Annotated in this window: 32 protein-coding genes; 1 reads left to right on the top strand and 31 read right to left on the bottom strand. The window is 66.0% G+C overall.

Annotation, left to right across the window (positions count from 1 at the left end):
* Positions 1 to 107: 107 nt before the first annotated feature.
* The gene (locus KY572_RS39480; RefSeq protein ID WP_224248900.1) at positions 108 to 680 is read left to right on the top strand and encodes a hypothetical protein; all 573 of its coding nucleotides are present in this window, start codon (positions 108 to 110) and stop codon (positions 678 to 680) included.
* A gap of 263 nt (positions 681 to 943) precedes the next feature.
* Here KY572_RS39480 and rplQ read toward each other — a convergent pair whose 3' ends face one another.
* From rplQ to KY572_RS39325, 31 genes are all read right to left on the bottom strand, one after another.
* Positions 944 to 1,369, bottom strand: coding sequence for a 50S ribosomal protein L17 (gene rplQ / locus KY572_RS39475; RefSeq protein WP_224248899.1), 426 nt, complete (start codon positions 1,367 to 1,369; stop codon positions 944 to 946).
* A gap of 172 nt (positions 1,370 to 1,541) precedes the next feature.
* A complete protein-coding gene (locus KY572_RS39470) occupies positions 1,542 to 2,585 on the bottom strand; it encodes a DNA-directed RNA polymerase subunit alpha (RefSeq protein ID WP_224248898.1) in 1,044 nt (347 codons plus the stop codon).
* A 183-nt stretch (positions 2,586 to 2,768) separates the two neighbouring features.
* The gene (gene rpsD / locus KY572_RS39465; protein WP_224248897.1) at positions 2,769 to 3,395 is read right to left on the bottom strand and encodes a 30S ribosomal protein S4; all 627 of its coding nucleotides are present in this window, start codon (positions 3,393 to 3,395) and stop codon (positions 2,769 to 2,771) included.
* 60 nt (positions 3,396 to 3,455) lie between these two features.
* A complete protein-coding gene (gene rpsK, locus KY572_RS39460; RefSeq protein WP_224248896.1) occupies positions 3,456 to 3,899 on the bottom strand; it encodes a 30S ribosomal protein S11 in 444 nt (147 codons plus the stop codon).
* A gap of 72 nt (positions 3,900 to 3,971) precedes the next feature.
* Complete coding sequence (rpsM, locus tag KY572_RS39455; protein WP_224248895.1) at positions 3,972 to 4,358, bottom strand: 30S ribosomal protein S13; 387 nt, start codon at positions 4,356 to 4,358, stop codon at positions 3,972 to 3,974.
* Between the two features lie 47 nt (positions 4,359 to 4,405).
* The gene (rpmJ, locus tag KY572_RS39450) at positions 4,406 to 4,522 is read right to left on the bottom strand and encodes a 50S ribosomal protein L36 (protein ID WP_002614755.1); all 117 of its coding nucleotides are present in this window, start codon (positions 4,520 to 4,522) and stop codon (positions 4,406 to 4,408) included.
* A gap of 67 nt (positions 4,523 to 4,589) precedes the next feature.
* Entirely contained in the window at positions 4,590 to 4,808 is a 219-nt protein-coding gene (gene infA, locus KY572_RS39445) for a translation initiation factor IF-1 (protein WP_002614803.1), read from the bottom strand.
* 148 nt (positions 4,809 to 4,956) lie between these two features.
* Positions 4,957 to 5,715 carry a type I methionyl aminopeptidase gene (gene map, locus KY572_RS39440; RefSeq protein ID WP_224248894.1) on the bottom strand — a complete coding sequence of 253 codons (759 nt, stop codon included), beginning with the start codon at positions 5,713 to 5,715 and terminating at the stop codon, positions 4,957 to 4,959.
* Positions 5,716 to 5,804: 89 nt separating this feature from the next.
* Positions 5,805 to 6,452, bottom strand: coding sequence for an adenylate kinase (locus tag KY572_RS39435; RefSeq protein WP_224248893.1), 648 nt, complete (start codon positions 6,450 to 6,452; stop codon positions 5,805 to 5,807).
* A 148-nt stretch (positions 6,453 to 6,600) separates the two neighbouring features.
* A complete protein-coding gene (secY, locus tag KY572_RS39430; protein ID WP_224248892.1) occupies positions 6,601 to 7,947 on the bottom strand; it encodes a preprotein translocase subunit SecY in 1,347 nt (448 codons plus the stop codon).
* A 128-nt stretch (positions 7,948 to 8,075) separates the two neighbouring features.
* The gene (gene rplO, locus KY572_RS39425; RefSeq protein ID WP_224248891.1) at positions 8,076 to 8,600 is read right to left on the bottom strand and encodes a 50S ribosomal protein L15; all 525 of its coding nucleotides are present in this window, start codon (positions 8,598 to 8,600) and stop codon (positions 8,076 to 8,078) included.
* A gap of 57 nt (positions 8,601 to 8,657) precedes the next feature.
* A complete protein-coding gene (gene rpmD / locus KY572_RS39420; RefSeq protein WP_224248890.1) occupies positions 8,658 to 8,918 on the bottom strand; it encodes a 50S ribosomal protein L30 in 261 nt (86 codons plus the stop codon).
* A 2-nt stretch (positions 8,919 to 8,920) separates the two neighbouring features.
* A complete protein-coding gene (gene rpsE, locus KY572_RS39415) occupies positions 8,921 to 9,442 on the bottom strand; it encodes a 30S ribosomal protein S5 (RefSeq protein ID WP_224248889.1) in 522 nt (173 codons plus the stop codon).
* Positions 9,443 to 9,466: 24 nt separating this feature from the next.
* Positions 9,467 to 9,820: a 50S ribosomal protein L18 gene (gene rplR / locus KY572_RS39410; protein ID WP_224248888.1), complete on the bottom strand. Its 354-nt coding sequence runs from the start codon at positions 9,818 to 9,820 to the stop codon at positions 9,467 to 9,469.
* A gap of 108 nt (positions 9,821 to 9,928) precedes the next feature.
* On the bottom strand, positions 9,929 to 10,495 hold the full coding sequence (rplF, locus tag KY572_RS39405; RefSeq protein ID WP_224248887.1) for a 50S ribosomal protein L6: 567 nt from the start codon (positions 10,493 to 10,495) through the stop codon (positions 9,929 to 9,931).
* Positions 10,496 to 10,556: 61 nt separating this feature from the next.
* Positions 10,557 to 10,958, bottom strand: coding sequence for a 30S ribosomal protein S8 (rpsH, locus tag KY572_RS39400; protein ID WP_224248886.1), 402 nt, complete (start codon positions 10,956 to 10,958; stop codon positions 10,557 to 10,559).
* A 171-nt stretch (positions 10,959 to 11,129) separates the two neighbouring features.
* A complete protein-coding gene (locus tag KY572_RS39395) occupies positions 11,130 to 11,315 on the bottom strand; it encodes a type Z 30S ribosomal protein S14 (RefSeq protein WP_002614761.1) in 186 nt (61 codons plus the stop codon).
* A 21-nt stretch (positions 11,316 to 11,336) separates the two neighbouring features.
* Entirely contained in the window at positions 11,337 to 12,002 is a 666-nt protein-coding gene (gene rplE / locus KY572_RS39390; protein ID WP_224248885.1) for a 50S ribosomal protein L5, read from the bottom strand.
* Between the two features lie 174 nt (positions 12,003 to 12,176).
* Positions 12,177 to 12,506, bottom strand: a complete 330-nt coding sequence (rplX, locus tag KY572_RS39385; protein ID WP_224248884.1) for a 50S ribosomal protein L24 — start codon at positions 12,504 to 12,506, stop codon at positions 12,177 to 12,179.
* Between the two features lie 35 nt (positions 12,507 to 12,541).
* Complete coding sequence (rplN, locus tag KY572_RS39380) at positions 12,542 to 12,910, bottom strand: 50S ribosomal protein L14 (RefSeq protein ID WP_224248883.1); 369 nt, start codon at positions 12,908 to 12,910, stop codon at positions 12,542 to 12,544.
* A 101-nt stretch (positions 12,911 to 13,011) separates the two neighbouring features.
* On the bottom strand, positions 13,012 to 13,329 hold the full coding sequence (gene rpsQ / locus KY572_RS39375) for a 30S ribosomal protein S17 (protein ID WP_224248882.1): 318 nt from the start codon (positions 13,327 to 13,329) through the stop codon (positions 13,012 to 13,014).
* A gap of 75 nt (positions 13,330 to 13,404) precedes the next feature.
* The gene (gene rpmC / locus KY572_RS39370; protein ID WP_224248881.1) at positions 13,405 to 13,617 is read right to left on the bottom strand and encodes a 50S ribosomal protein L29; all 213 of its coding nucleotides are present in this window, start codon (positions 13,615 to 13,617) and stop codon (positions 13,405 to 13,407) included.
* 22 nt (positions 13,618 to 13,639) lie between these two features.
* Positions 13,640 to 14,059: a 50S ribosomal protein L16 gene (gene rplP, locus KY572_RS39365; protein WP_224248880.1), complete on the bottom strand. Its 420-nt coding sequence runs from the start codon at positions 14,057 to 14,059 to the stop codon at positions 13,640 to 13,642.
* A 56-nt stretch (positions 14,060 to 14,115) separates the two neighbouring features.
* Entirely contained in the window at positions 14,116 to 14,778 is a 663-nt protein-coding gene (gene rpsC, locus KY572_RS39360; RefSeq protein WP_224248879.1) for a 30S ribosomal protein S3, read from the bottom strand.
* A gap of 34 nt (positions 14,779 to 14,812) precedes the next feature.
* Positions 14,813 to 15,157 carry a 50S ribosomal protein L22 gene (gene rplV, locus KY572_RS39355; RefSeq protein WP_224248878.1) on the bottom strand — a complete coding sequence of 115 codons (345 nt, stop codon included), beginning with the start codon at positions 15,155 to 15,157 and terminating at the stop codon, positions 14,813 to 14,815.
* A gap of 24 nt (positions 15,158 to 15,181) precedes the next feature.
* On the bottom strand, positions 15,182 to 15,469 hold the full coding sequence (gene rpsS, locus KY572_RS39350) for a 30S ribosomal protein S19 (protein ID WP_002614770.1): 288 nt from the start codon (positions 15,467 to 15,469) through the stop codon (positions 15,182 to 15,184).
* Between the two features lie 19 nt (positions 15,470 to 15,488).
* Positions 15,489 to 16,334, bottom strand: coding sequence for a 50S ribosomal protein L2 (gene rplB, locus KY572_RS39345; RefSeq protein ID WP_224248877.1), 846 nt, complete (start codon positions 16,332 to 16,334; stop codon positions 15,489 to 15,491).
* Positions 16,335 to 16,366: 32 nt separating this feature from the next.
* Positions 16,367 to 16,660 carry a 50S ribosomal protein L23 gene (locus KY572_RS39340; RefSeq protein WP_224248876.1) on the bottom strand — a complete coding sequence of 98 codons (294 nt, stop codon included), beginning with the start codon at positions 16,658 to 16,660 and terminating at the stop codon, positions 16,367 to 16,369.
* Positions 16,657 to 17,280, bottom strand: a complete 624-nt coding sequence (rplD, locus tag KY572_RS39335) for a 50S ribosomal protein L4 (RefSeq protein ID WP_224248875.1) — start codon at positions 17,278 to 17,280, stop codon at positions 16,657 to 16,659. The genes KY572_RS39340 and rplD overlap by 4 nt, the downstream gene beginning before the upstream one ends.
* A 50-nt stretch (positions 17,281 to 17,330) precedes the next feature.
* Positions 17,331 to 17,639, bottom strand: a complete 309-nt coding sequence (gene rpsJ, locus KY572_RS39330) for a 30S ribosomal protein S10 (RefSeq protein WP_002614753.1) — start codon at positions 17,637 to 17,639, stop codon at positions 17,331 to 17,333.
* 186 nt (positions 17,640 to 17,825) lie between these two features.
* Positions 17,826 to 17,903 (bottom strand): EF-Tu C-terminal domain-related protein (locus KY572_RS39325; protein ID WP_224248777.1); only part of this gene is annotated, 78 nt, incomplete at its 5' end.

Genomic DNA, 17,903 nt, shown 5'->3' with positions numbered 1-17,903 from the left:
CTCGGGGTTCGATGAGCGAAGGTCGCAAGGTGCCTGAAAGCAACGCTCCCACCGAGGACGGAGCCGAGACTCCATCGGCGCCGCAGCGGCCGGTGTCGAGTCCTGGGATGCCGCGAGCCGTGACGAACCCGGGCATGCGGGCCATGAGCGCGGCGCGCACGACGCCGGTGACGAAGAAGCCTGAGGGGCCGGTCGGCAAGCGGGTGGCGTCGGAGGCCTCGAACCAGCTCCTGAACGCGCTGTCGGTGCTGAAGGAGCTGGTGCAGGACTTCCGCGGCTCGGATCGGTTCGTGAAGGCGAAGGCGGGCATCATCGGCGGATGGATCTTCATCTCGCTGGTGAGCATCATCATCGCGTGCCCGAGCCGAGGGGTGCAGACGACGGACCTCGGGGCGCGGGTGACGGTGCTGCCGAACGCGGATCGTCCGCAGGCGGCGCCGAGCCTGACGGTCTCGAACACGGACGAGGATCCGTGGGAGGAGGTCGTCTTCACGGTCAACGGCAAGTACAAGGCGATCGTGGACCGGATCGACTCGGGGGCCATCTTCACCCTCACGCCGAAGAGCCTGCTGAGCCCGACGGGGCCAATGCCGTCGGACGAGCGCTTCATCAACGCGGAGATGAAGACGAAGGACGGCAAGGCGGATCTGGTGAAGAACGGCCAGCCGCTGACGGAGTAGCGAGGCCCCCCAGCCCCACCGACCGCGCCCTCCGGCCGAGTTGCTGGCCAACTGGTATGACAAGCAGCCTGTCGAAAAAGCCCCGGACGACACTTCTATCCCCCTGATAACAGGCGTCTTGCATGGAGGTTGTGGGGGCTTCTTCGACAGGCTCACAAGCATACCAGTTCGCAGCGCATGCGAGCGGAGGGCCCCAGAAAGCACGAGAGCGTCCCCCCCGTGTGGGAAGGACGCTCCGTGACGGCATCAGAGCCGGGGTGAGACTACCCCTCGGTCTTCTCCTCGGTCTTCGCCTCGGCCTCGCCACCCTCGGCGGGAGCCGCCTGCTTCGCGGGACGGTCCACCAGCTCGAGCAGGGCCATCTCCGCGGCGTCGCCACGGCGGAAGCCGAGCTTCACGATGCGGGTGTAGCCGCCCTTGCGGTTGGCGTACCGGTCCTTGTACTCGCTGAACACCTTCTGGAGGACGTTCTTGTCCTTCACGATGCGAGCCGCGAGCCGAACATTGGCCAGACCGCCGCGCTTGCCGAGGGTGATGATCCGCTCCGCCATCTTCCGGGCCTCCTTGGCCTTGGGGACGGTGGTGCGGATGGCCTCGTGCTCCAGCAGCGAGGTGACCATGTTGTTGAGCATCGCGAGCCGGTGGCTCGTGCTGCGGTGGAGCTTCCTCTGTCCAACCTTGTGACGCATGTGAGCGACTCCGGAGCCCTTCAGGGCTCCACCACTCCGGCCGTATCAGGTACCGGGTGGGAAGGGCGGCTCCGACACGAGCGCCGCCATTGCCAATGGGCTCTGGGGAGAGCCCCTCTTCCCGCGCCGCGTGAAGCCGTGTCACGGCGCGGGTGGAGGTACCACGAAAGGCCTAGGCCTTGGGAGCCGCGCTGGCCGCCGGAGCCGCAGGGGCCACCGGAGCCTGCTTCGGGGGCCAGTTCTCCAGCTTCATGCCGAGCGACAGGCCCATCTCCGCCAGGATCTCCTTGATCTCCTTGAGCGACTTGCGGCCGAAGTTCTTCGTCTTGAGCATCTCGGCCTCGGTACGCTGCACCAGGTCGCCGATGGTCTTGATGTTGGCCTGCTGCAGGCAGTTGGCGGAGCGCACCGAGAGTTCCAGCTCATCCACCGAGCGGAACAGGTTCTCGTTGAGCTTGGCCTCCTCCTTCGGGGCCTCGGCCACCACCGGCTCCTCGGTCTCGTCGAAGTTCACGAAGACCGAGAGCTGCTCCTTGATGATCTTCGCCGCGTACGCCACCGCGTCCTGCGGCGTAACGGAGCCGTCCGTCCAGACCTCCAGCGCCAGCTTGTCGTAGTCAGTCACCTGACCGACGCGGGCGTTGGTGACCTGGTAGTTCACCTTGCGGATCGGCGAGAACAGCGAGTCGATGGGGATGGTGCCGATGGGAGAACCGGCGACCTTGTTGACGGTGGCGGCCACGTAGCCACGGCCGCGGCGGCACGTCAGCTCCATGCGCACCTTGCCGCCCTCGGACACCGTGCAGATGTGGTGACCGGGGTTGAGGATCTCCACGTCCTGGTCCGCGATGATGTCGCCGGCCTTGATCTCCTTGGGACCCTCGGCCTCGATGCGCAGCGTCTTCGTCTCGTTCGTGTGCATCCGAAGGAGGACTTCCTTCAGGTTCAGCACGATGTCGGTGACGTCCTCGGCCACCTCGGGGATGGTGGTGAACTCGTGGTCCACGCCCTCGATCTTCACCGAGGTGATGGCCGCGCCCTGCAGCGAGCTCAGGAGCACGCGGCGCAGCGAGTTGCCCAGCGTCGTGCCGAAGCCGCGCTCGAGCGGCTCCGCGACGAACTTGCCGTAGGTGGTGGTGAGCGAGTCCTGATCGACTTCCAGCCGGCGCGGCTTGATGAGGTCGCGCCAGTTCTTCGCGATGAACGTATCAGCCATGGTGTTGCTCCTCGAGGCGTGCGCCACCACCGACTTACCCGCCAGGGTGGCAGGAGGATGGGCACGCGGGGGTACGACGAATAATGGAGACCGGCCAGGCCGGCCAGAAAGAAGCACGACGCCCCGGCGGTGGCCGCCAGGGCGCCTGAAGCAAGGAAGCAGGCCCTCGTGGGGCCTCACGCCTTACTTGGAGTAGAGCTCGACGATGAGCTGCTCCTGGATCGGCATGGTCAGGTCTTCACGGTTCGGGGCGGTCTTCACCGTGCCCTTGAAGCCCTTCTTGTCCAGGTCGATCCACTGCGGCACGCCGCGGCGATCCACGGTCTCCAGCGCCTCGGAGATGCGCAGCACCTTGCGGCTCTTCTCCGCCACCTCGACGGAGCTGCCCGGCTTCACCGCGAAGGACGGGATGTTCACCCGCTTGCCGTTCACCGTGAAGTGGCCGTGGCGCACCAGCTGGCGAGCCTCGTTGCGCGTATCCGCGAAGCCCATGCGGAACACCACGTTGTCCAGGCGGAGCTCCAGCTGCTGCAGCAGGTTCTCACCCGTCTTGCCCTTGGCCGCGGACGCGCGGTGGTAGTAGCCGCGGAACTGGCTCTCGAGCAGGCCGTACATGCGCTTGACCTTCTGCTTCTCGCGCAGCTGCACGCCGTAGCCGGAGAACTTCACGCGGCCCTGGCCGTGCTGGCCGGGGGGATAGGGGCGGCGCTCGATGGCACACTTGTCCGTGTAGCAGCGGTCGCCCTTGAGGTACATCTTCAGGTTCTCGCGCCGGCAGATGCGGCAGGCGCTGGCGGTGTAACGAGCCAAGGAACTTCTCCTTCGAAAGGTGGTCTGGGGCCGCCCCTCTCGAGGCGGCCCGGATGAGGATTAGACGCGGCGACGCTTCGGCTGACGGCAGCCGTTGTGCGGGATGGGCGTCACGTCGCGGATGAGGTTGATCTTCAGCCCCGCGGCGGCCAGGGCGCGCAGCGCGGACTCGCGGCCAGCGCCAGGCCCCTTCACCAGCACCGTCACGTTCTTCAGCCCGTGCTCCATGGCCTTGGCGGCGGCATCGCCCGCGGCGACCTGCGCGGCGAACGGCGTCGACTTGCGGCTGCCCTTGAAGCCACGGGCGCCAGCGGAGGACCAGGAGATCACGTTCCCGGACACGTCCGTGATCGTGATGATGGTGTTGTTGAACGTGGACTGGATGTGGACCACGCCGTTGAGGATGTTCTTCTTGCCCTTGCGCTTGGCCTTCTTCGCCGCGGCGGACTCACCGCCCTCGGTCGCGGCCGGGGCGGCTGCGGGAGTGTTGACTTCTTCAGCCATGAGAGTGGGTGCTCCTGAGAGTAGATGATCGACGCCGGCGCCTCATCGGGCCGGCGCAGGTAGGGGAACGGGTTAGCGGCCCGCCGGAGCAGCCGGCTTGGCGCGCACGATGCCGCGCTTGGGACCCTTGCGGGTACGGGCGTTGGTGTGGGTGCGCTGGCCGCGGACGGGCAGGCCCTTGCGGTGACGCAGGCCCCGGTAGCAACCCAGGTCCATCAGCCGCTTGATGTTCATCGTCACCTCGCGCCGGAGATCACCCTCGACCTTGAGGTTGGCCTCGATGTACTCGCGGATCTTGCGGGCCTGCTCATCGGTCAGGTCCTTGGTCCGCGTAGCGAGATCGATCCCCGCGTGGGCGCAGATGTCATGGGCGGTCTTGTTGCCGATCCCGTAGATGTACTGAAGCGAGATCACCGCGCGCTTGGCAGGCGGGAGATCGACACCGGCGATACGAGCCATCGTTCGTTCCTTCTAGTTGAGTTGGTCTGGAGCCAACGGACTGGCCGTTAGCCCTGGCGCTGCTTGTGCCGCGGGTTGGAGGCGCAGATCACGCGCACGATGCCCTTGCGACGGATCACCTTGCACTTGTCGCAGATCTTCTTGACGGACGCCCGAACCTTCATGGCGCTACTTCCTTCCTTCGTGAATGAAAAGCCTGCAGGGAGGCCTCCGCCAGGCGGAGGCGGCCGACTACTTCGCGCGGTACGTGATCCGGCCGCGAGTCAGATCATAGGGCGAGAGCTCGACCTTGACCTTGTCGCCCGGCAGGATTCGGATGAAGTGCATCCGCATCTTGCCGGAGATGTGCGCGAGCACCTTGTGGCCGTTGTCCAGCACCACGCGGAACATCGCGTTGGGAAGGGGCTCCATCACGGTCCCCTCAACTTCGATCGAATCATCCTTCGGCAATCGAAAACCCTCTTCCGGACCACCATACTCTTGGAAGCGCGGCGGGATAGCACTTTGGTCCCGAAGTGGCAAGTACCGTGTCGCGCTCGCTCCGAACTTCTATCAACCCCTCATATTAACAACGTATTTCACCCCGCGTCAGGCCCCATCAGGACCTGCGGGTGAGCACCTCGGGGCCACGGTCCGTGATCAGCACCGTATGCTCGAAGTGCGCGGAAAGCTTGTGATCGAGCGTCACCGCCGTCCAATCGTCCTCCAGTAGGCCTACCTCGGAGGTTCCCATGTTCACCATGGGCTCGATGGCCAGCACCATCCCCGAGCGCAGCTTCATGCCCGAGCCCGGCTCGCCGACATTGGGCACCTCGGGCTTCTCGTGGAGCTTGCGGCCAATCCCGTGGCCGGTGAACCCCTCGGCCACCGAGTAGCCGCGCGCCTCCACGTAGCTCTGCACCGCGTGGCCGATGTCGCCGAGCCGGTTGCCCACCACCGAGGCCGCGATGGCCTTCTGGAGCGACTCCCGCGTGGCGTCGATCAGCGCCTGGGCCTCGCGGCTCACCTTCCCTACCGGCACCGTGCGCGCCGAGTCCCCGAAGAAGCCCCGGTACACCACCCCGAAGTCCAGCTTCATCAAGTCCCCCTCGGCCAGCTTCCGCTTCTTCGAGGGGATGCCGTGTACGACTTCGTCGTTGACGGACGCACACAAGCAGCACGGAAAGCCGAGGTAGCCCTTGAACGCCGGCCTGGCCCCCTTCTCGTAGATGAGCTTCTCGGCCAGGGCGTCCAGCTCCCACGTCGTCACGCCGGGAGCCACCGCCTTCTCGAGCTCGTCGAGAATCTCACACACGATCCGCCCAGCCTCACGCATGAGGGCGATCTCGTCCGGGCTCTTGATCTCGACGGAACTCATGACTTCGACTCAACCTGTTCCAGGGAGAACCCGGGAGCCGGGGGGCGTCACTCCTCTCGGAGGCGCCCGCCAGCCCGCTCGCTCTCCACTCAGGCCTTGCCGATGGCTCCCCGGAGCTCGGCGTAGATGCCGTCCGTGGTGCCCACGCCATCGATGCTCTTCAGCAGCCCCTTCTTGGCGTAGTAGTCCTTCAGGGGCGACGTCTCGGCGTCATACTTCTGGAGCCGCTTCTCGATGACCTCGGGGTGGTCATCCTCGCGCTGGACGAGCCCGGCGCCGCACTTGTCGCAGTACCCTGCCCGCTTCGGGGGGTTCTGGTATACGTGGTAGACGCTGCCATCCACCGGGCACGAACGGCGCCCCGAGCCGCGCTCGATGAGCTTGGAGTGCGGCACCTCGAGCGAGACGACGGCGTCGATCTTCTTGCCGTTCTTGGCCAGCATCCGCTCCAGCGCATCCGCCTGGGGGATGGTGCGCGGGAAGCCATCCAGCACGAAGCCGTTGGCGCAGTCCGGCTGCTTGAGGCGCTCCTCGACGATCCCGATGACGATGTCATCCGGGACGTAGGCACCCGCGGCCATCAGCGGCCCCGCGATCTTGCCCAGCTCGGTGCCATCCTTCACGGCCTTGCGGAGGATGTCCCCGGTGGAGATCTGGGGGATCTGATAGTCCCGGAACAGGTTCTTCGCCTGGGTACCCTTCCCCGCGTTTGGCGGGCCCAACAGGATCAGGTTCATGTGCTCCTCTCAGCTCCTCCGAAGGAACGCACGGAAGCCCAATGCGATGAACCTCCGAAAGCGCCCCCCGTGCACGACTGACTACCCCTGAACGACAAGGCGCCCCTCCCCGGCATCCGGAGAGAGGCGCCTGGAGAAACCCCGGTGCCTAGGCCGCCACCCGCACACGGCCGCGGATGCGCGGGCCGCGCGGACCGGCGAAGCCCTCGTAGTTGCGGCTGATGAGGTGGCCCTCGATCTGCTGCACCGTGTCCAGCGCCACGCCCACCACGATGAGGAGCGCCGTGCCGCCGAACGAGAAGTTCACGCCCATCACGTTGCTGATGACGGACGGGATGACGCAGATGGCCGCCAGGTACACGCCGCCGCCGAAGGTGATGCGGTTGAGCACACGCTCGATGAAGTCCGCCGTCTGGCGACCCGGACGGATGCCGGGGATGTAGCCACCCTGCTTCTTGATGTTGTCGGCCACGTCATCCGGCCGGAACGTCAGCGCGGTGTAGAAGTAGGCGAAGAACACCACCAGCAGGACGAACAGCCCGTTGTAGAGCCACGGGTTGCCCTCGAGGCCCTGGCGGAACGTGTTCAGGAAGGGGAACCAGGTGCCCAGCGTGGCCGGGAAGGACAGCAGCGCGCCGGCGAAGATGGGAGGAATCACGCCCGCGCTGTTCACCTTCATCGGGAAGTAGGTGGCCTGGCCCGCGAACATCCGCCGGCCCGCCATGCGCTTGGCGTACTGCACGGGGATGCGCCGCATGCCGCGCTCCACGTACACCACCACCGCGACGACGAAGAGCATGAACACGGCCAGCGCCACCAGCGCCGCGGACTCGATGGCCCCCTGCGCCGACATGTCGAACAGCGTCTTGGTGGCCGGCAGCATGCCCGCCACGATGCCCGCGAAGATGATGAGGGAGATGCCGTTGCCGATGCCGCGCTCGGTGATGCGCTCGCCCAGCCACATGATGAAGGCCGTGCCGGCGGTGAGGCTGATGACCGTCATGAAGGTGAACCACATGCTGTCATCGGGGACGACGATCTGGTTGAAGCCGCCCTGCCCTCCGTCGCTGCGGCCCAGGGACACCAGCCACCGCGAGATGCCGATACCCTGAATGACGGACAGGACGATGGAGCCGTAGCGCGTGTACTGGTTGATCTTCTGCCGGCCCGCCGCGCCTTCCTTCTGCAGCCGCTCCAGGCTGGGGATGACCACCGCCAGCAACTGCATGATGATGGAGGCGGACACGTACGGCATGATGCCCAGGCCGAAGATGGACATCTGCTCCAGGGCGCCGCCGGAGAACAGGTTGAACAGCGAGACCAGGCCACCCGACTGCTTCTGGGCGTCCATGAACGCGTTCATTGCCGCCCTGTCCACTCCGGGCGTGTTGATGAAGATGCCGATGCGGTACACCGAGAGCAGCACCAGCGTGTACGCCAGCCGGTTTCGCAGCTCCGCGATGCGGAAGATGTTGGTGAAGGCGTTCAGAGCCACGTGGGAGCCATCCCCTTTAAAAAGTCCTGACAGAACGACAGCGCCCCTATCCACGAAGGAGAGGGGCGCGTGAGCCTACACAAGCGAACCGGCGCGCACCACCCAAAGTGAAGCGCGCCCGGCCTGGACTAGGCGGTCGGCTGCTTGGGGGCCTTGACGCCCTTGCCCGAGTGAGCCTTGGAAGCGGACTCCGGCTTGTGCGCCACCAGCGGAAGCACCTCCACCGCGCCGCCCGCCTTCTCGATGGCCTCCCGGGCCTTCCCGGAGAGCTTGTGCACCCGCACCGTCAGCTTCTTGGCCAGGTCGCCACGGCCCAGCACCTTCACGCCGTCGTAGCGGCCCTTGACCAGGCCCTTGCCCTTCAGCGCGGCCTCGTCCACCGTGGTGCCCGCGTCGAACCCGTTCAGGTCCGTCAGGTTCACCACCGCGTAGATGACGCGGTTGGGCGAGATGAAGCCGAACTTCGGCAGGCGGCGCTGCAGCGGGCTCTGGCCGCCCTCGAAGCCCTCGAACCGCATGTTGCCGGAACGAGCCTTCTGGCCCTTGCCACCGCGGCCGGCCGTCTTGCCCAGACCGGAGCCCTGGCCACGGCCCACGCGCTTCTTGCGGTGCCACGAGTTGTTCGGCCGCTTCAGGTTGTTGAGAGTCGTCATCTTGAAATCCTCGAGCGCGGCGGCCCCGCTTCCAGGGCCCCGCGGAATCAGTCCGTGCTAGCTCTTGGCCGCCTGGGCGCGCGCCCGGTCACGGACGACGATCTTGCGCGGCTTGCGACGCTTGGGCGCCGGAGCCTCCTGGCTCACCGTCTCGCTGGAGACCAGGTGCTTCACCTTGAACACCAGGCCGCGGTTGGACGGAGTGTCCTTCAGCAGCCGCTCGTCCCCGAACTTCTTCAGGCCGAGCCCACGGATGGTGTCCAGCATCTCCTTGGAAGAGCCAGCGGAGCTCTTCACCAGCTTCACCTTGAGCGCCATGACTAGGTCCTCGCCTCACCGGCCAGCTTCGTGGCCTCCACGTCCTTGCCGCGCAGCCGGGAGACCTGCTCGGCCGAGCGCAGCTTCTTCAGCCCCGCCACCGTGGCCTTCAGCACGTTGTGTGGGTTGCGCGAGCCCTGGCTCTTGGTCAGGATGTTGCGGATGCCCGCCGCCTCGAGGACCGCGCGCACCGCGCCACCGGCGATGACGCCCGTACCCTCGCTGGCCGGCTTGAGCAGCACCCACCCGGCGCCGAAGTGGCCCAGGCTCTCGTGCGGAATCGTGTGCCCCATCAGCGGCACGCGGAACAGGTTCTTCTTGGCGTTCTCGCCACCCTTGCGGATGGCCTCGGGAACCTCGTTGGCCTTGCCCAGGCCCACGCCCACGTGACCGTTGCCGTCACCCACCACCACGAGGGCGGCGAACGAGAACCGGCGGCCACCCTTCACCACCTTGGCCACGCGGTTGATGTTCACCACGCGGTCGGTGAGGTCCAGGTCGTTCGGATTGATCGGAGTTGCCACTTGGAGTGCTTCCTTTCGGATTTCTTAGAACTTCAGCCCGGCCTCGCGCGCGGCGTCAGCCACGGCGGCGATGCGCCCCTGGTACGGGAAACCATTGCGGTCGAACACCACCGCCTCGACGTTGGCCGCCTTGCACTTCTCGGCGATGAGCTTGCCCACGCGCTTGGCATCCGCCTTCTTGTCACCCTCGTCCTGCCCCTTGAGCTCCTTGGAGAGCGAGGAGGCGAAGGCGAGCGTCTTGCCCGAGGAGTCATCCACCACCTGGGCGTAGATGTGCTTGAGGCTCTTGTACACCGTGAGCCGAGGGCGCTCGGTGGTCCCCGAGAGCTTCTTGCGGATGCGGTTCTTCCTCTTGATGCGCGGATCGACAGTCGGCATGGCTGATTCCTTTTCCTTCCGGCGGCGATGAGGCCTTCCGCCTCCGGATGATGGCGAGCCCCCAGAGGCGCTCGCCGGGTTGATGAACGTTCAGGGCACGGACGACGACTAGGTCGTACCGGTCTTGCCCTCCTTACGACGAACCTTCTCCTCCGCGTACTTGATGCCCTTGCCCTTGTACGGCTCGGGCGGGCGCAGCGCGCGGATCTTCACGGCGGCGGCCCCCAGGGCCTCCTTGTCCGCCGAGCGCAGCGTCAGGTCCAGCGTGGGCAGGCTCTCCTCGGTGCGAGGCGTCTTGTCCACCTCGGCCGTCACGCCCTCCGGCAGGTTGAACACCACCGGGTGCGAGAAGCCCAGCGCGAACTGGATCGTCTTGCCCTTCACCTCGGCGCGGAAACCGACGCCGCGGATGCTCAGCTTGCGCTCGAAGCCCTTGCTCACGCCCTGAGCGGCGTTGGCCAGGATGGTGCGCGCCAGGCCGTGCAGGCTCCTGGCCTCGCGCGAGTCATCCACGCGCGTCACCACCACATTGCCGTCCTTCACCTCCACCTTCACCTTGGCGGGGAGGTTCACGGACAGCTTGCCCTTGGGGCCCTCGAAGTTGATCTTCGTGCCGGCGACGGTCGCCTTCGACTTCTCGCCCAACTTGATCGGCAGTTTTCCAATGCGACTCATGATGGCCTCGTAAGGTCGGCCCGGCTCGCGCCCCTCTCGGGTCGCGGCGCCAGGCCACTGGCTAGTAGACGGTGCAGAGCAGCTCGCCGCCGATGTTCTGCTTGCGCGCCTCGCCGTCCGACATGATGCCCTTGGACGTGGAGAGCACGGCGATGCCCAGGCCACCGAGCACGCGGGGAATCTCGCGCATGGGGACGTAGCGGCGCAGGCCCGGCTTGGAGACGCGCTTGATGCCGGTGATGGCGCCGGCGCGGTCAGGCCCGTACTTCAGCTGGACGGTGATCTCGCTCTGCGGCTTGCGCTCGTGGACGGTGTAGTCCCCGATGTAGCCCTCGTCCTTGAGGACGCGAGCGATCTCGACCTTGAGCTTCGAGTGGGGAATGACGACCTTGTCGTGCCGCGCACGCGAAGCGTTGCGCAGGCGGGTCAGCATATCGCCGACGGGATCATTGACCGGCTTCATGGGGAACAACCTTCCGTGCGGAGGGCACCTCGGCCCTCCGCGAACTCGACCGCCGCGCCTGCCGGGCCCATCCCGGGGGTTCGCCGCGATCGCACGACTCTGAGGCTTCGGCGCCGGCGTGGCGCCAGGATGCCCCGGGCAACAGCGGCCCCGGGCACCCTCTTCCGGCGACTACCAGGACGACTTGGTCACGCCGGTGATCTCACCGCGCAGCGCGCGCAGGCGCAGGCAGATGCGGCACATCTGGAACTTGCGCAGGAAGGCGCGCGGCCGGCCACACAGCGGGCAGCGGTTGTACTTGCGCACGGAGAACTTCGGCTTGCGCTTCGCCTGGGCGATCTTGGAGAGCTTGGCCATGGAGCTTGGATTCCTCGGGAGTTACTGGCGGAACGGCATGCCGAAGTGACGCATCAGCGCCAGCCCCTGCTCGTCGTTCTTCGCGGTGGTGACGAAGCTGATGTTGAGCCCCTTCACCTTCTCGATCTGGTCGTAGTTGATCTCAGGGAAGATGATCTGCTCGCGCACGCCGAGCGTGTAGTTGCCCTTCCCGTCGAACGCCTTGGGGGACACGCCCTTGAAGTCACGCACGCGCGGCAGCGCCACGGAGATGAGGCGGTCCAGGAACTCGTACATCCGGTCGCCGCGCAGCGTGACGGCGCAGCCGATGGCCTGGCCCTGGCGCAGCTTGAAGTTCGCGATCGACTTGCGAGCGCGCGTCACGACCGGCTTCTGACCGGTGATGGCGCCCAGCTGGTCCACCGCCGACTCCAGGATCTTGTTGTTGGAGAGCGCCTCTCCCAGACCCATGTTGACGACGATCTTCTCGAGCCGCGGCACCTGGAAGGGGTTCTTCAGGCCCAGCTCCTTCATCAGGGCGGGCACTCCCTCCTTGCGGTAGCGCAGCTTCAGCCGCGCCGGCTTCGCCTCGAGGCCCTCCTCGATGTTGGCCGCGAAGCCCGCCTTCTTGACGTCTTCCTTCTTGCGGCCCTTCTTTTCCTTCTTTTCCTTCTTCTCAGCCTGCTCAGGCTTCTTCTCGTCAGCCATTGTCCTGTCCTCTGCTTCGGAGCGCCGTCATGGACCCAGCGGCCCCGATCAGTTCATCCGGAATCTCAGAAACACCGAGAGGGCCCCAGTGCTTCGGGCCCTCGTGTACGCATGCCTGCTCGCCCCTGGCCCCGGGTGGCCAAAGGGCGCGCATACATGCCCCAACCCAAACCCCTAGTCAATCAGGGCGTCGCAGTTCTTGCAGAACCGCTTCTTGCTGTCGCCCTCGGCGCGGATGCCCACCCGGGTCGGCTTGTCGCACTTGGCGCAGACCACCTGGATGTCCGACAGGGCGATGGTGCCCGCCTTCTCGACGATGCCGCCCTCGGGGCTCTGGGCCGTCTTGCGGAGGTGGCGCTTGACCATCCGCAGCCCCTCCACCGTGACACGCCCCGCCTCGCGGTCGATCTTCAGCACCTTGCCGCGCTTGCTCGCCGGGGTCTTCTCCGAGCGCTCGGCGCCCGAGATGACCTGCACGGTGTCTCCAACCTTCAGCTTCTGCATGGCTTCCTCTCTGACTGCTCGCCTGCTGGCCGGGACTACAGAACCTCGGGCGCGAGCGAGATGATCTTCATGAACTTGCGGGCGCGGAGCTCACGGGCGACCGGCCCGAAGATGCGCGTGCCGATGGGCTCCAGGTCCTTGTTGATGAGGACCGCCGAGTTGCCATCGAACTTGATGTAGCTGCCGTCGGGCCGACCCACCTCGGCCTTGGTGCGAACGATGACGGCCTTGGCCACGTCACCCTTCTTCACCTTCGAGTTCGGCAGCGCCTCGCGGATCGACACGACGATCACGTCGCCGATCGACGCGTACTTGCGCTTCGAGCCGCCGAGCACCTTGATGCAGAACACCTTCTTGGCGCCCGAGTTGTCGGCCACGTCGAGCACGCTCGTCATCTGAATCATCTGGAAGTCTCCTCTAAGGTCCTACGAGCGGCCCCGGCCCGGCGAGGGCGGAGCCGCGCGGCTCGAGCCGCCCGCGCCAGGTGGCGGCGGGCTCACGTGGCTCAGACGTTCTTGCTCTTCTCGATCACCTCGACCACCCGCCACCGCTTGTCCTTCGAGGTCGGCCGCGTCTCGGCGATGCGCACGCGGTCACCCTCGTTGATGGTGATCTTCTTCGGGTAGTCGTGGTCCTCGACGTGCGCCTTGTACTTCTCGCGCATGCTCATGATCTTGCCGTACTTGGCGTGCGGCGCGCGGCGCTGGACGGTGACGATCACCGTCTTCTGCATCTTGTTCGAGGTGACGATCCCCACGCGCGTCTTGGGACGGCCGCGGGAGGAGGTCTCGGGAGCGGAGGTGGTCTGGGTCTCTTCAGCCATCGTGAATCTCGCCTGTCAGTCAGTGTCCCCGGGACTTCCCGGTGACGGCAGCCCCTGGGGGCATGCCCTTGAAAGCTACTTGTCCGTCTTCTGCGGAGCCTTCTTCTTCTCCGTCAGCACGGTGAGAACGCGGGCCAGGTCGCGGCGGTGCTGGGTGCGCTGCGAGGGGCTGTCCAGATTGCCCGTCCGCATGCTCAGCTGGTCCTGGAACAGCGTGGTGCGCAGCTCATCCGCGCGCCGCTGCAGGTCCTCCACCGACAACTCCTTCAGTTCCTTGGCAGTCGCCATCTTCGGTCTCCTGGGCGCGGGGCTAGAGTGACAGCGCGCCGCGGGTCACGATCTTGGTGAGCACAGGCAACTTCGCCTGCGCGAGCTTGAGCGCGCTGGTGGCCACGTCGGCCGTCATGCCCTCCATCTCGTAGAGGATGCGGCCCGGCTTCACCACGGCCACGTAGTACTCCACGCCTCCCTTACCGGTACCCATACGGGTCTCGGCGGGCTTCTTCGTGATGGGCTTGTCCGGGAAGATCCGGATCCAGATCTTGCCGCCGCGCTTCACGTGGCGGGTCATCGCGATACGGGCCGCCTCGATCTGCCGCGAGGTGATCCACCCCGGCTGCAGGGACATGAGGCCGTACTCACCATAGGTGAGGTTGCTGCCACGGTGGGCCTTACCCGGGGTGCGGCCCTTGTGCATCTTGCGGAACTTGGTACGAGCAGGCTGAAGCATCGTCGGTGTCCTTCATCCCCGAAGGGGCACCCGTGGGCGCCCCGGGGAGCTCAGAGCTAGCGGTTGGAGGGCATCGGGGCCTGGCCGCCCTTGCCCGGCAGAACCTCGCCGCGGCAGATCCAGACCTTGCAGCCAATCTTGCCGTAGGTGGTCTTCGCCTCGGCGAAGCCGTAGTCGATGTCGGCGCGCAGGGTGTGCAGGGGCACGCGGCCCTCGCGGTACCACTCGTAGCGCGCCATCTCCGCGCCACCCAGGCGGCCCGAGCAGGCCACGCGGATGCCCTTGGCGCCGAACTTCATGGCCGTCTGCAGCGCCTTCTTCATGGCGCGGCGGAAGGCGATGCGGCGCTCGAGCTGGGTGGCGATGTTCTCGGCCACCAGCTGCGCGTCGGTCTCCGCCTTGCGGACCTCGACGATGTTGAGGAAGACCTCGTTCTTGGTGAACTGCTGCAGGTCCTTCTTCACCGTCTCGATGCCCGCGCCGCGCTTGCCGATGACGATGCCCGGGCGCGCGGTGTGGACGTTGACCTTCACCTTGTTGGCCGCGCGCTCGATCTCCACCTTGGAGACGCCCGCGTGGTTGAGCGACTTCTTCACGAACTCGCGGATGCGGATGTCCTCATGCAGCCACTGGGCGTAGTTCTTGTGCTCGAACCACTTGCTGTCCCAGGTCTTGATGACGCCGAGGCGGAACCCGATCGGATGAACTTTCTGTCCCAACGTGCTTCTCCTTAAAGATTGAAGGCCCGGAGGGCTACTTCTTGGCCTCGGCGAGCACCACGTGAACGTGGGCGCTCTTCTTGTTGATGCGCGTGGCCCGGCCCATGGCGCGCGGCATGTACCGGCGCTGGGTGGGAGCCTGGTCCACGGAGATGGTCTTCACGTAGAGCGTGTCCACGTCGACCTGGCCCTTGGACTTGTCGGTGGCGTTGGCCACGGCGCTCTTGATGAGCTTGCCGAGCGGAGCCGCCGCGGCGCGGGGGGTGAACTTCAGGATGTTGAGGGCAGCCTCGACAGGCTTGCCCCGGACGAGCGCAGCCACCGTCGAGAGCTTCCGGGGGGACATGCGGACGTAGCGCAGATGTGCAGTGGACTCCATCGTCATCTCCTAGAGCGGTCCGGATTACTTACCGGGGGCCTTGGCGACCTTCTTCTCCGCCGAGTGCCCGCCGAAGGTCCGAGTCGGCGCGAACTCGCCGAGCTTGTGACCCACCATGTTCTCCGTCACGAACACCGGGATGAACTTCTTCCCGTTGTGAACCGCGAAGGTGTGCCCGACGAACTCCGGCAGGATGGTGGAGCGCCGCGACCACGTCTTCACGACCTTCTTCTGGTTCGTCTTGATCATGTCCTCCACCTTCTTGAGGAGATGATCGTCGACGAACGGTCCCTTCTTGATCGAACGAGCCATTTCAGAATCCCTTTACGAGCTACTGGCTGCGCGGGCCCTGCCGCCGCTTGCTCACGATGAACTTGTCGGTCCGCTTGTTGGTGCGCGTGGTGAGGCCCTTGGTCTTCTTGCCCCACGGCGACACCGGGTGCGGGTTACCCTGGCCGGACTTACCCTCACCGCCACCGTGCGGGTGGTCGACCGGGTTCATCGCCAGACCGCGGACGGTGGGCCGGATGCCCAGCCAGCGGCTCTTACCCGCCTTGCCGACGCGGATGATCTCATGCTCGATGTTGCCGAGCTGGCCGACGGTGGCGCGGCACTCGATGAGCACCTTGCGCACCGCGCCCGAGGGCAGGCGGACCTGGGCGTAGCGGTCCTCCTTGGCCATCAGCTGACCGGAGGTGCCGGCCGAGCGGATGATCTGCGCGCCGCGGCCCGGCTTCAGCTCCACGTTGTGGATGACCGTACCCACCGGGATGTTCAGCAGCGGCAGGCAGTTGCCCGGCCGGATGTCCGCGTTGGGGCCGGCGAACAGCGTGTCGCCCACCGCCAGGCCCACCGGGGCCAGGATGTAGCGCTTCTCGCCGTCCGCGTAGTGCAGCAGCGCGATGTTGGCGGTGCGGTTCGGGTCGTACTCCACGGAGGCGACCTTGGCCGGCACGCCGTCCTTGTCACGACGCTTGAAGTCGATGACGCGGTAGCGGCGCTTGTGACCGCCACCCTGGTGACGGCGGGTGATGTGGCCGTGGACGTTGCGGCCACCGGAGCGCTTGAGCGGCTCGGTGAGGCTCTTCTCCGGCGTGTCCTTGGTGATGTCCGCGAAGTCGGACACCGTCATCAGGCGGCGAGCAGCGGAGGTCGGCTTGTACTTCTTGATGCCCATGGTGGTTTCCTCAGACGGTCAGCGCGGTGCGCCTAGGCCGTCCCTCCCTCGAAGAGCTCGATCTTGTCGCCCTCCTTGAGGGTGACGACGGCCTTCTTGTAGTTGGGGCGCTGGCCGATGCTCTTGCCCACGCGCTTGATCTTGCCGCGGACGATGTTGGTGCGAACGCCCTCGACGGTGACCTTGAAGAGGCTCTCGACCGCGCGAGCCACGTCCACCTTCGTCGCCTTCTTGTCGACGATGAAGGAGTACTGGCGGAACTTCTCGCGGGCCTGGTCCAGCTTCTCGGTGATGAGCGGACCCTTGATGACGTCGTGGATCTTCATGACAGGGCCTCCTGGATGGCCTTGGCGGCCGCGGAGGTCAGCACGAGCTGCTTGTGGCGGAGCACGGACTCGAGGTTGATACCCTCGGGCGGCAGCACATCGAACTGAGCCAGGTTGCGCACGCTGCGGTGCAGGTTGATGTTGCCCTTCTCGTCGATGACCAGGGCGTTCTCCAGCTTCAGGCGCTTGGTCAGCACGTCGAAGGCCTGCTTGCTCTTCGGGGCGTCGAGCTTGAAGCCGTCCAGGATGACCAGCGCGTTCTCCTTGGCGCGCAGGCTGAGCGCCGCGCGGAGCGCGCCGCGACGAACCTGGCGGGGAGGACGGTAGGTGTAGTCCCGAGCCTTGGGAGCCATCGCCTTACCACCGCCAACCCAGTGGGAAGCGCGGATGGAGCCCTGACGGGCGCGGCCGGTACCCTTCTGCTTCCAGGGCTTCTTGCCACCGCCGCTCACCAGCGAGGTGTTCTTCACACCCACGGTGCCGCGGCGACGGTTGATCTGCTGCATCTTCGCCACCTCGTAGAAGAGGTGGGGGTTCGGCTCGGCGCCAAACACCGTGTCGGAGAGCTCGATCTCCGACACCTGCTCGCCATTGAGGTTGATTACCTTGAACTTCGCCATGACATTTCCTCGGGGGTCGGAGTGGAACCGCGCCAGTCCTCTCCCGCTTCCTAGGACTTGATCTCCACGTCAACGCCAGCCGACAGATCCAGCTTCATCAGCGCATCCAGCGTCTGCTGGGTGGGCTCGAGGATGTCGAGCAAGCGCTTGTGCGTGCGGATCTCGAACTGCTCGCGGCTCTTCTTGTCCACGTGCGGCGACCGCAGAACCGTGAACTTGTTGATGCGCGTGGGAAGGGGGATCGGACCGGCCACCTTGGCGCCCGTGCGCTTGGCCGTCTCAACAATCTCCCCGGCGCTCTGGTCCAGGAGCTTCGAGTCGTACGCCTTCAGCCGGATGCGAATCTTCGTTGTCGCCATTTCGAAAAAACCTCTTAGACGGCCCCTAGCAGTGGAGGCGTTACGACCGACGTCCCCTGGATGTCACAGAGCCGTGCTTCAGACGAGGGGCGCGGCATGTACCACCCCACCCCTCTGGTTGCAACTGTATTCCGACACTACCCCGGCAATCCAACTCCTGGCCGCCGGGGTAGCGGTCGGGAGAACTTACTCGATGACCTCGGCCACGACGCCAGAACCCACCGTGCGACCGCCCTCACGGACGGCGAAGCGCAGCTGGTTCTC

Source organism: Hyalangium gracile, assembly GCF_020103725.1.
Lineage (GTDB): Bacteria > Myxococcota > Myxococcia > Myxococcales > Myxococcaceae > Hyalangium > Hyalangium gracile.
This window is presented reverse-complemented; position numbering and strand designations above follow the sequence as displayed.

Coding starts and splice junctions, on each gene's coding strand:
- rplB (WP_224248877.1), bottom strand. CDS start 16,334: ATGGGCATCAAGAAGTACAAGCCGACCTCCGCTGCTCGCCGCCTGATG.
- KY572_RS39340 (WP_224248876.1), bottom strand. CDS start 16,660: ATGAAGATCCACGACGTCATCAAGGGTCCGCTCATCACCGAGAAGCTG.
- KY572_RS39480 (WP_224248900.1), top strand. CDS start 108: ATGCCGCGAGCCGTGACGAACCCGGGCATGCGGGCCATGAGCGCGGCG.
- rpsM (WP_224248895.1), bottom strand. CDS start 4,358: ATGGCTCGTATCGCCGGTGTCGATCTCCCGCCTGCCAAGCGCGCGGTG.
- KY572_RS39395 (WP_002614761.1), bottom strand. CDS start 11,315: ATGGCCAAGCTCTCCAAGATCGCCCAGGCGAAGCGCAAGCCGAAGTTC.
- rpmJ (WP_002614755.1), bottom strand. CDS start 4,522: ATGAAGGTTCGGGCGTCCGTCAAGAAGATCTGCGACAAGTGCAAGGTG.
- rpsS (WP_002614770.1), bottom strand. CDS start 15,469: ATGGCTCGTTCGATCAAGAAGGGACCGTTCGTCGACGATCATCTCCTC.
- KY572_RS39435 (WP_224248893.1), bottom strand. CDS start 6,452: ATGAACCTGATCCTGTTGGGCCCGCCAAACGCGGGGAAGGGTACCCAG.
- rpsQ (WP_224248882.1), bottom strand. CDS start 13,329: ATGGCTGAAGAGACCCAGACCACCTCCGCTCCCGAGACCTCCTCCCGC.
- rpsH (WP_224248886.1), bottom strand. CDS start 10,958: ATGAAGCCGGTCAATGATCCCGTCGGCGATATGCTGACCCGCCTGCGC.
- map (WP_224248894.1), bottom strand. CDS start 5,715: ATGAGTTCCGTCGAGATCAAGAGCCCGGACGAGATCGCCCTCATGCGT.
- rplO (WP_224248891.1), bottom strand. CDS start 8,600: ATGACGACTCTCAACAACCTGAAGCGGCCGAACAACTCGTGGCACCGC.
- rpsK (WP_224248896.1), bottom strand. CDS start 3,899: ATGGCTGAAGAAGTCAACACTCCCGCAGCCGCCCCGGCCGCGACCGAG.
- rplX (WP_224248884.1), bottom strand. CDS start 12,506: ATGCAGAAGCTGAAGGTTGGAGACACCGTGCAGGTCATCTCGGGCGCC.
- rplQ (WP_224248899.1), bottom strand. CDS start 1,369: ATGCGTCACAAGGTTGGACAGAGGAAGCTCCACCGCAGCACGAGCCAC.
- rplP (WP_224248880.1), bottom strand. CDS start 14,059: ATGCTTCAGCCTGCTCGTACCAAGTTCCGCAAGATGCACAAGGGCCGC.
- rpmD (WP_224248890.1), bottom strand. CDS start 8,918: ATGGCGCTCAAGGTGAAGCTGGTGAAGAGCTCCGCTGGCTCTTCCAAG.
- rpsJ (WP_002614753.1), bottom strand. CDS start 17,639: ATGGCGACAACGAAGATTCGCATCCGGCTGAAGGCGTACGACTCGAAG.
- rpmC (WP_224248881.1), bottom strand. CDS start 13,617: ATGGCGACTGCCAAGGAACTGAAGGAGTTGTCGGTGGAGGACCTGCAG.
- KY572_RS39470 (WP_224248898.1), bottom strand. CDS start 2,585: ATGGCTGATACGTTCATCGCGAAGAACTGGCGCGACCTCATCAAGCCG.
- rplF (WP_224248887.1), bottom strand. CDS start 10,495: ATGAGTCGCATTGGAAAACTGCCGATCAAGTTGGGCGAGAAGTCGAAG.
- rplV (WP_224248878.1), bottom strand. CDS start 15,157: ATGGAGTCCACTGCACATCTGCGCTACGTCCGCATGTCCCCCCGGAAG.
- rplN (WP_224248883.1), bottom strand. CDS start 12,910: ATGATTCAGATGACGAGCGTGCTCGACGTGGCCGACAACTCGGGCGCC.
- rplD (WP_224248875.1), bottom strand. CDS start 17,280: ATGGCGAAGTTCAAGGTAATCAACCTCAATGGCGAGCAGGTGTCGGAG.
- rplE (WP_224248885.1), bottom strand. CDS start 12,002: ATGGCTGACGAGAAGAAGCCTGAGCAGGCTGAGAAGAAGGAAAAGAAG.
- rplR (WP_224248888.1), bottom strand. CDS start 9,820: ATGCCGACTGTCGATCCGCGCATCAAGAGGAAGAACCGCATCCGCAAG.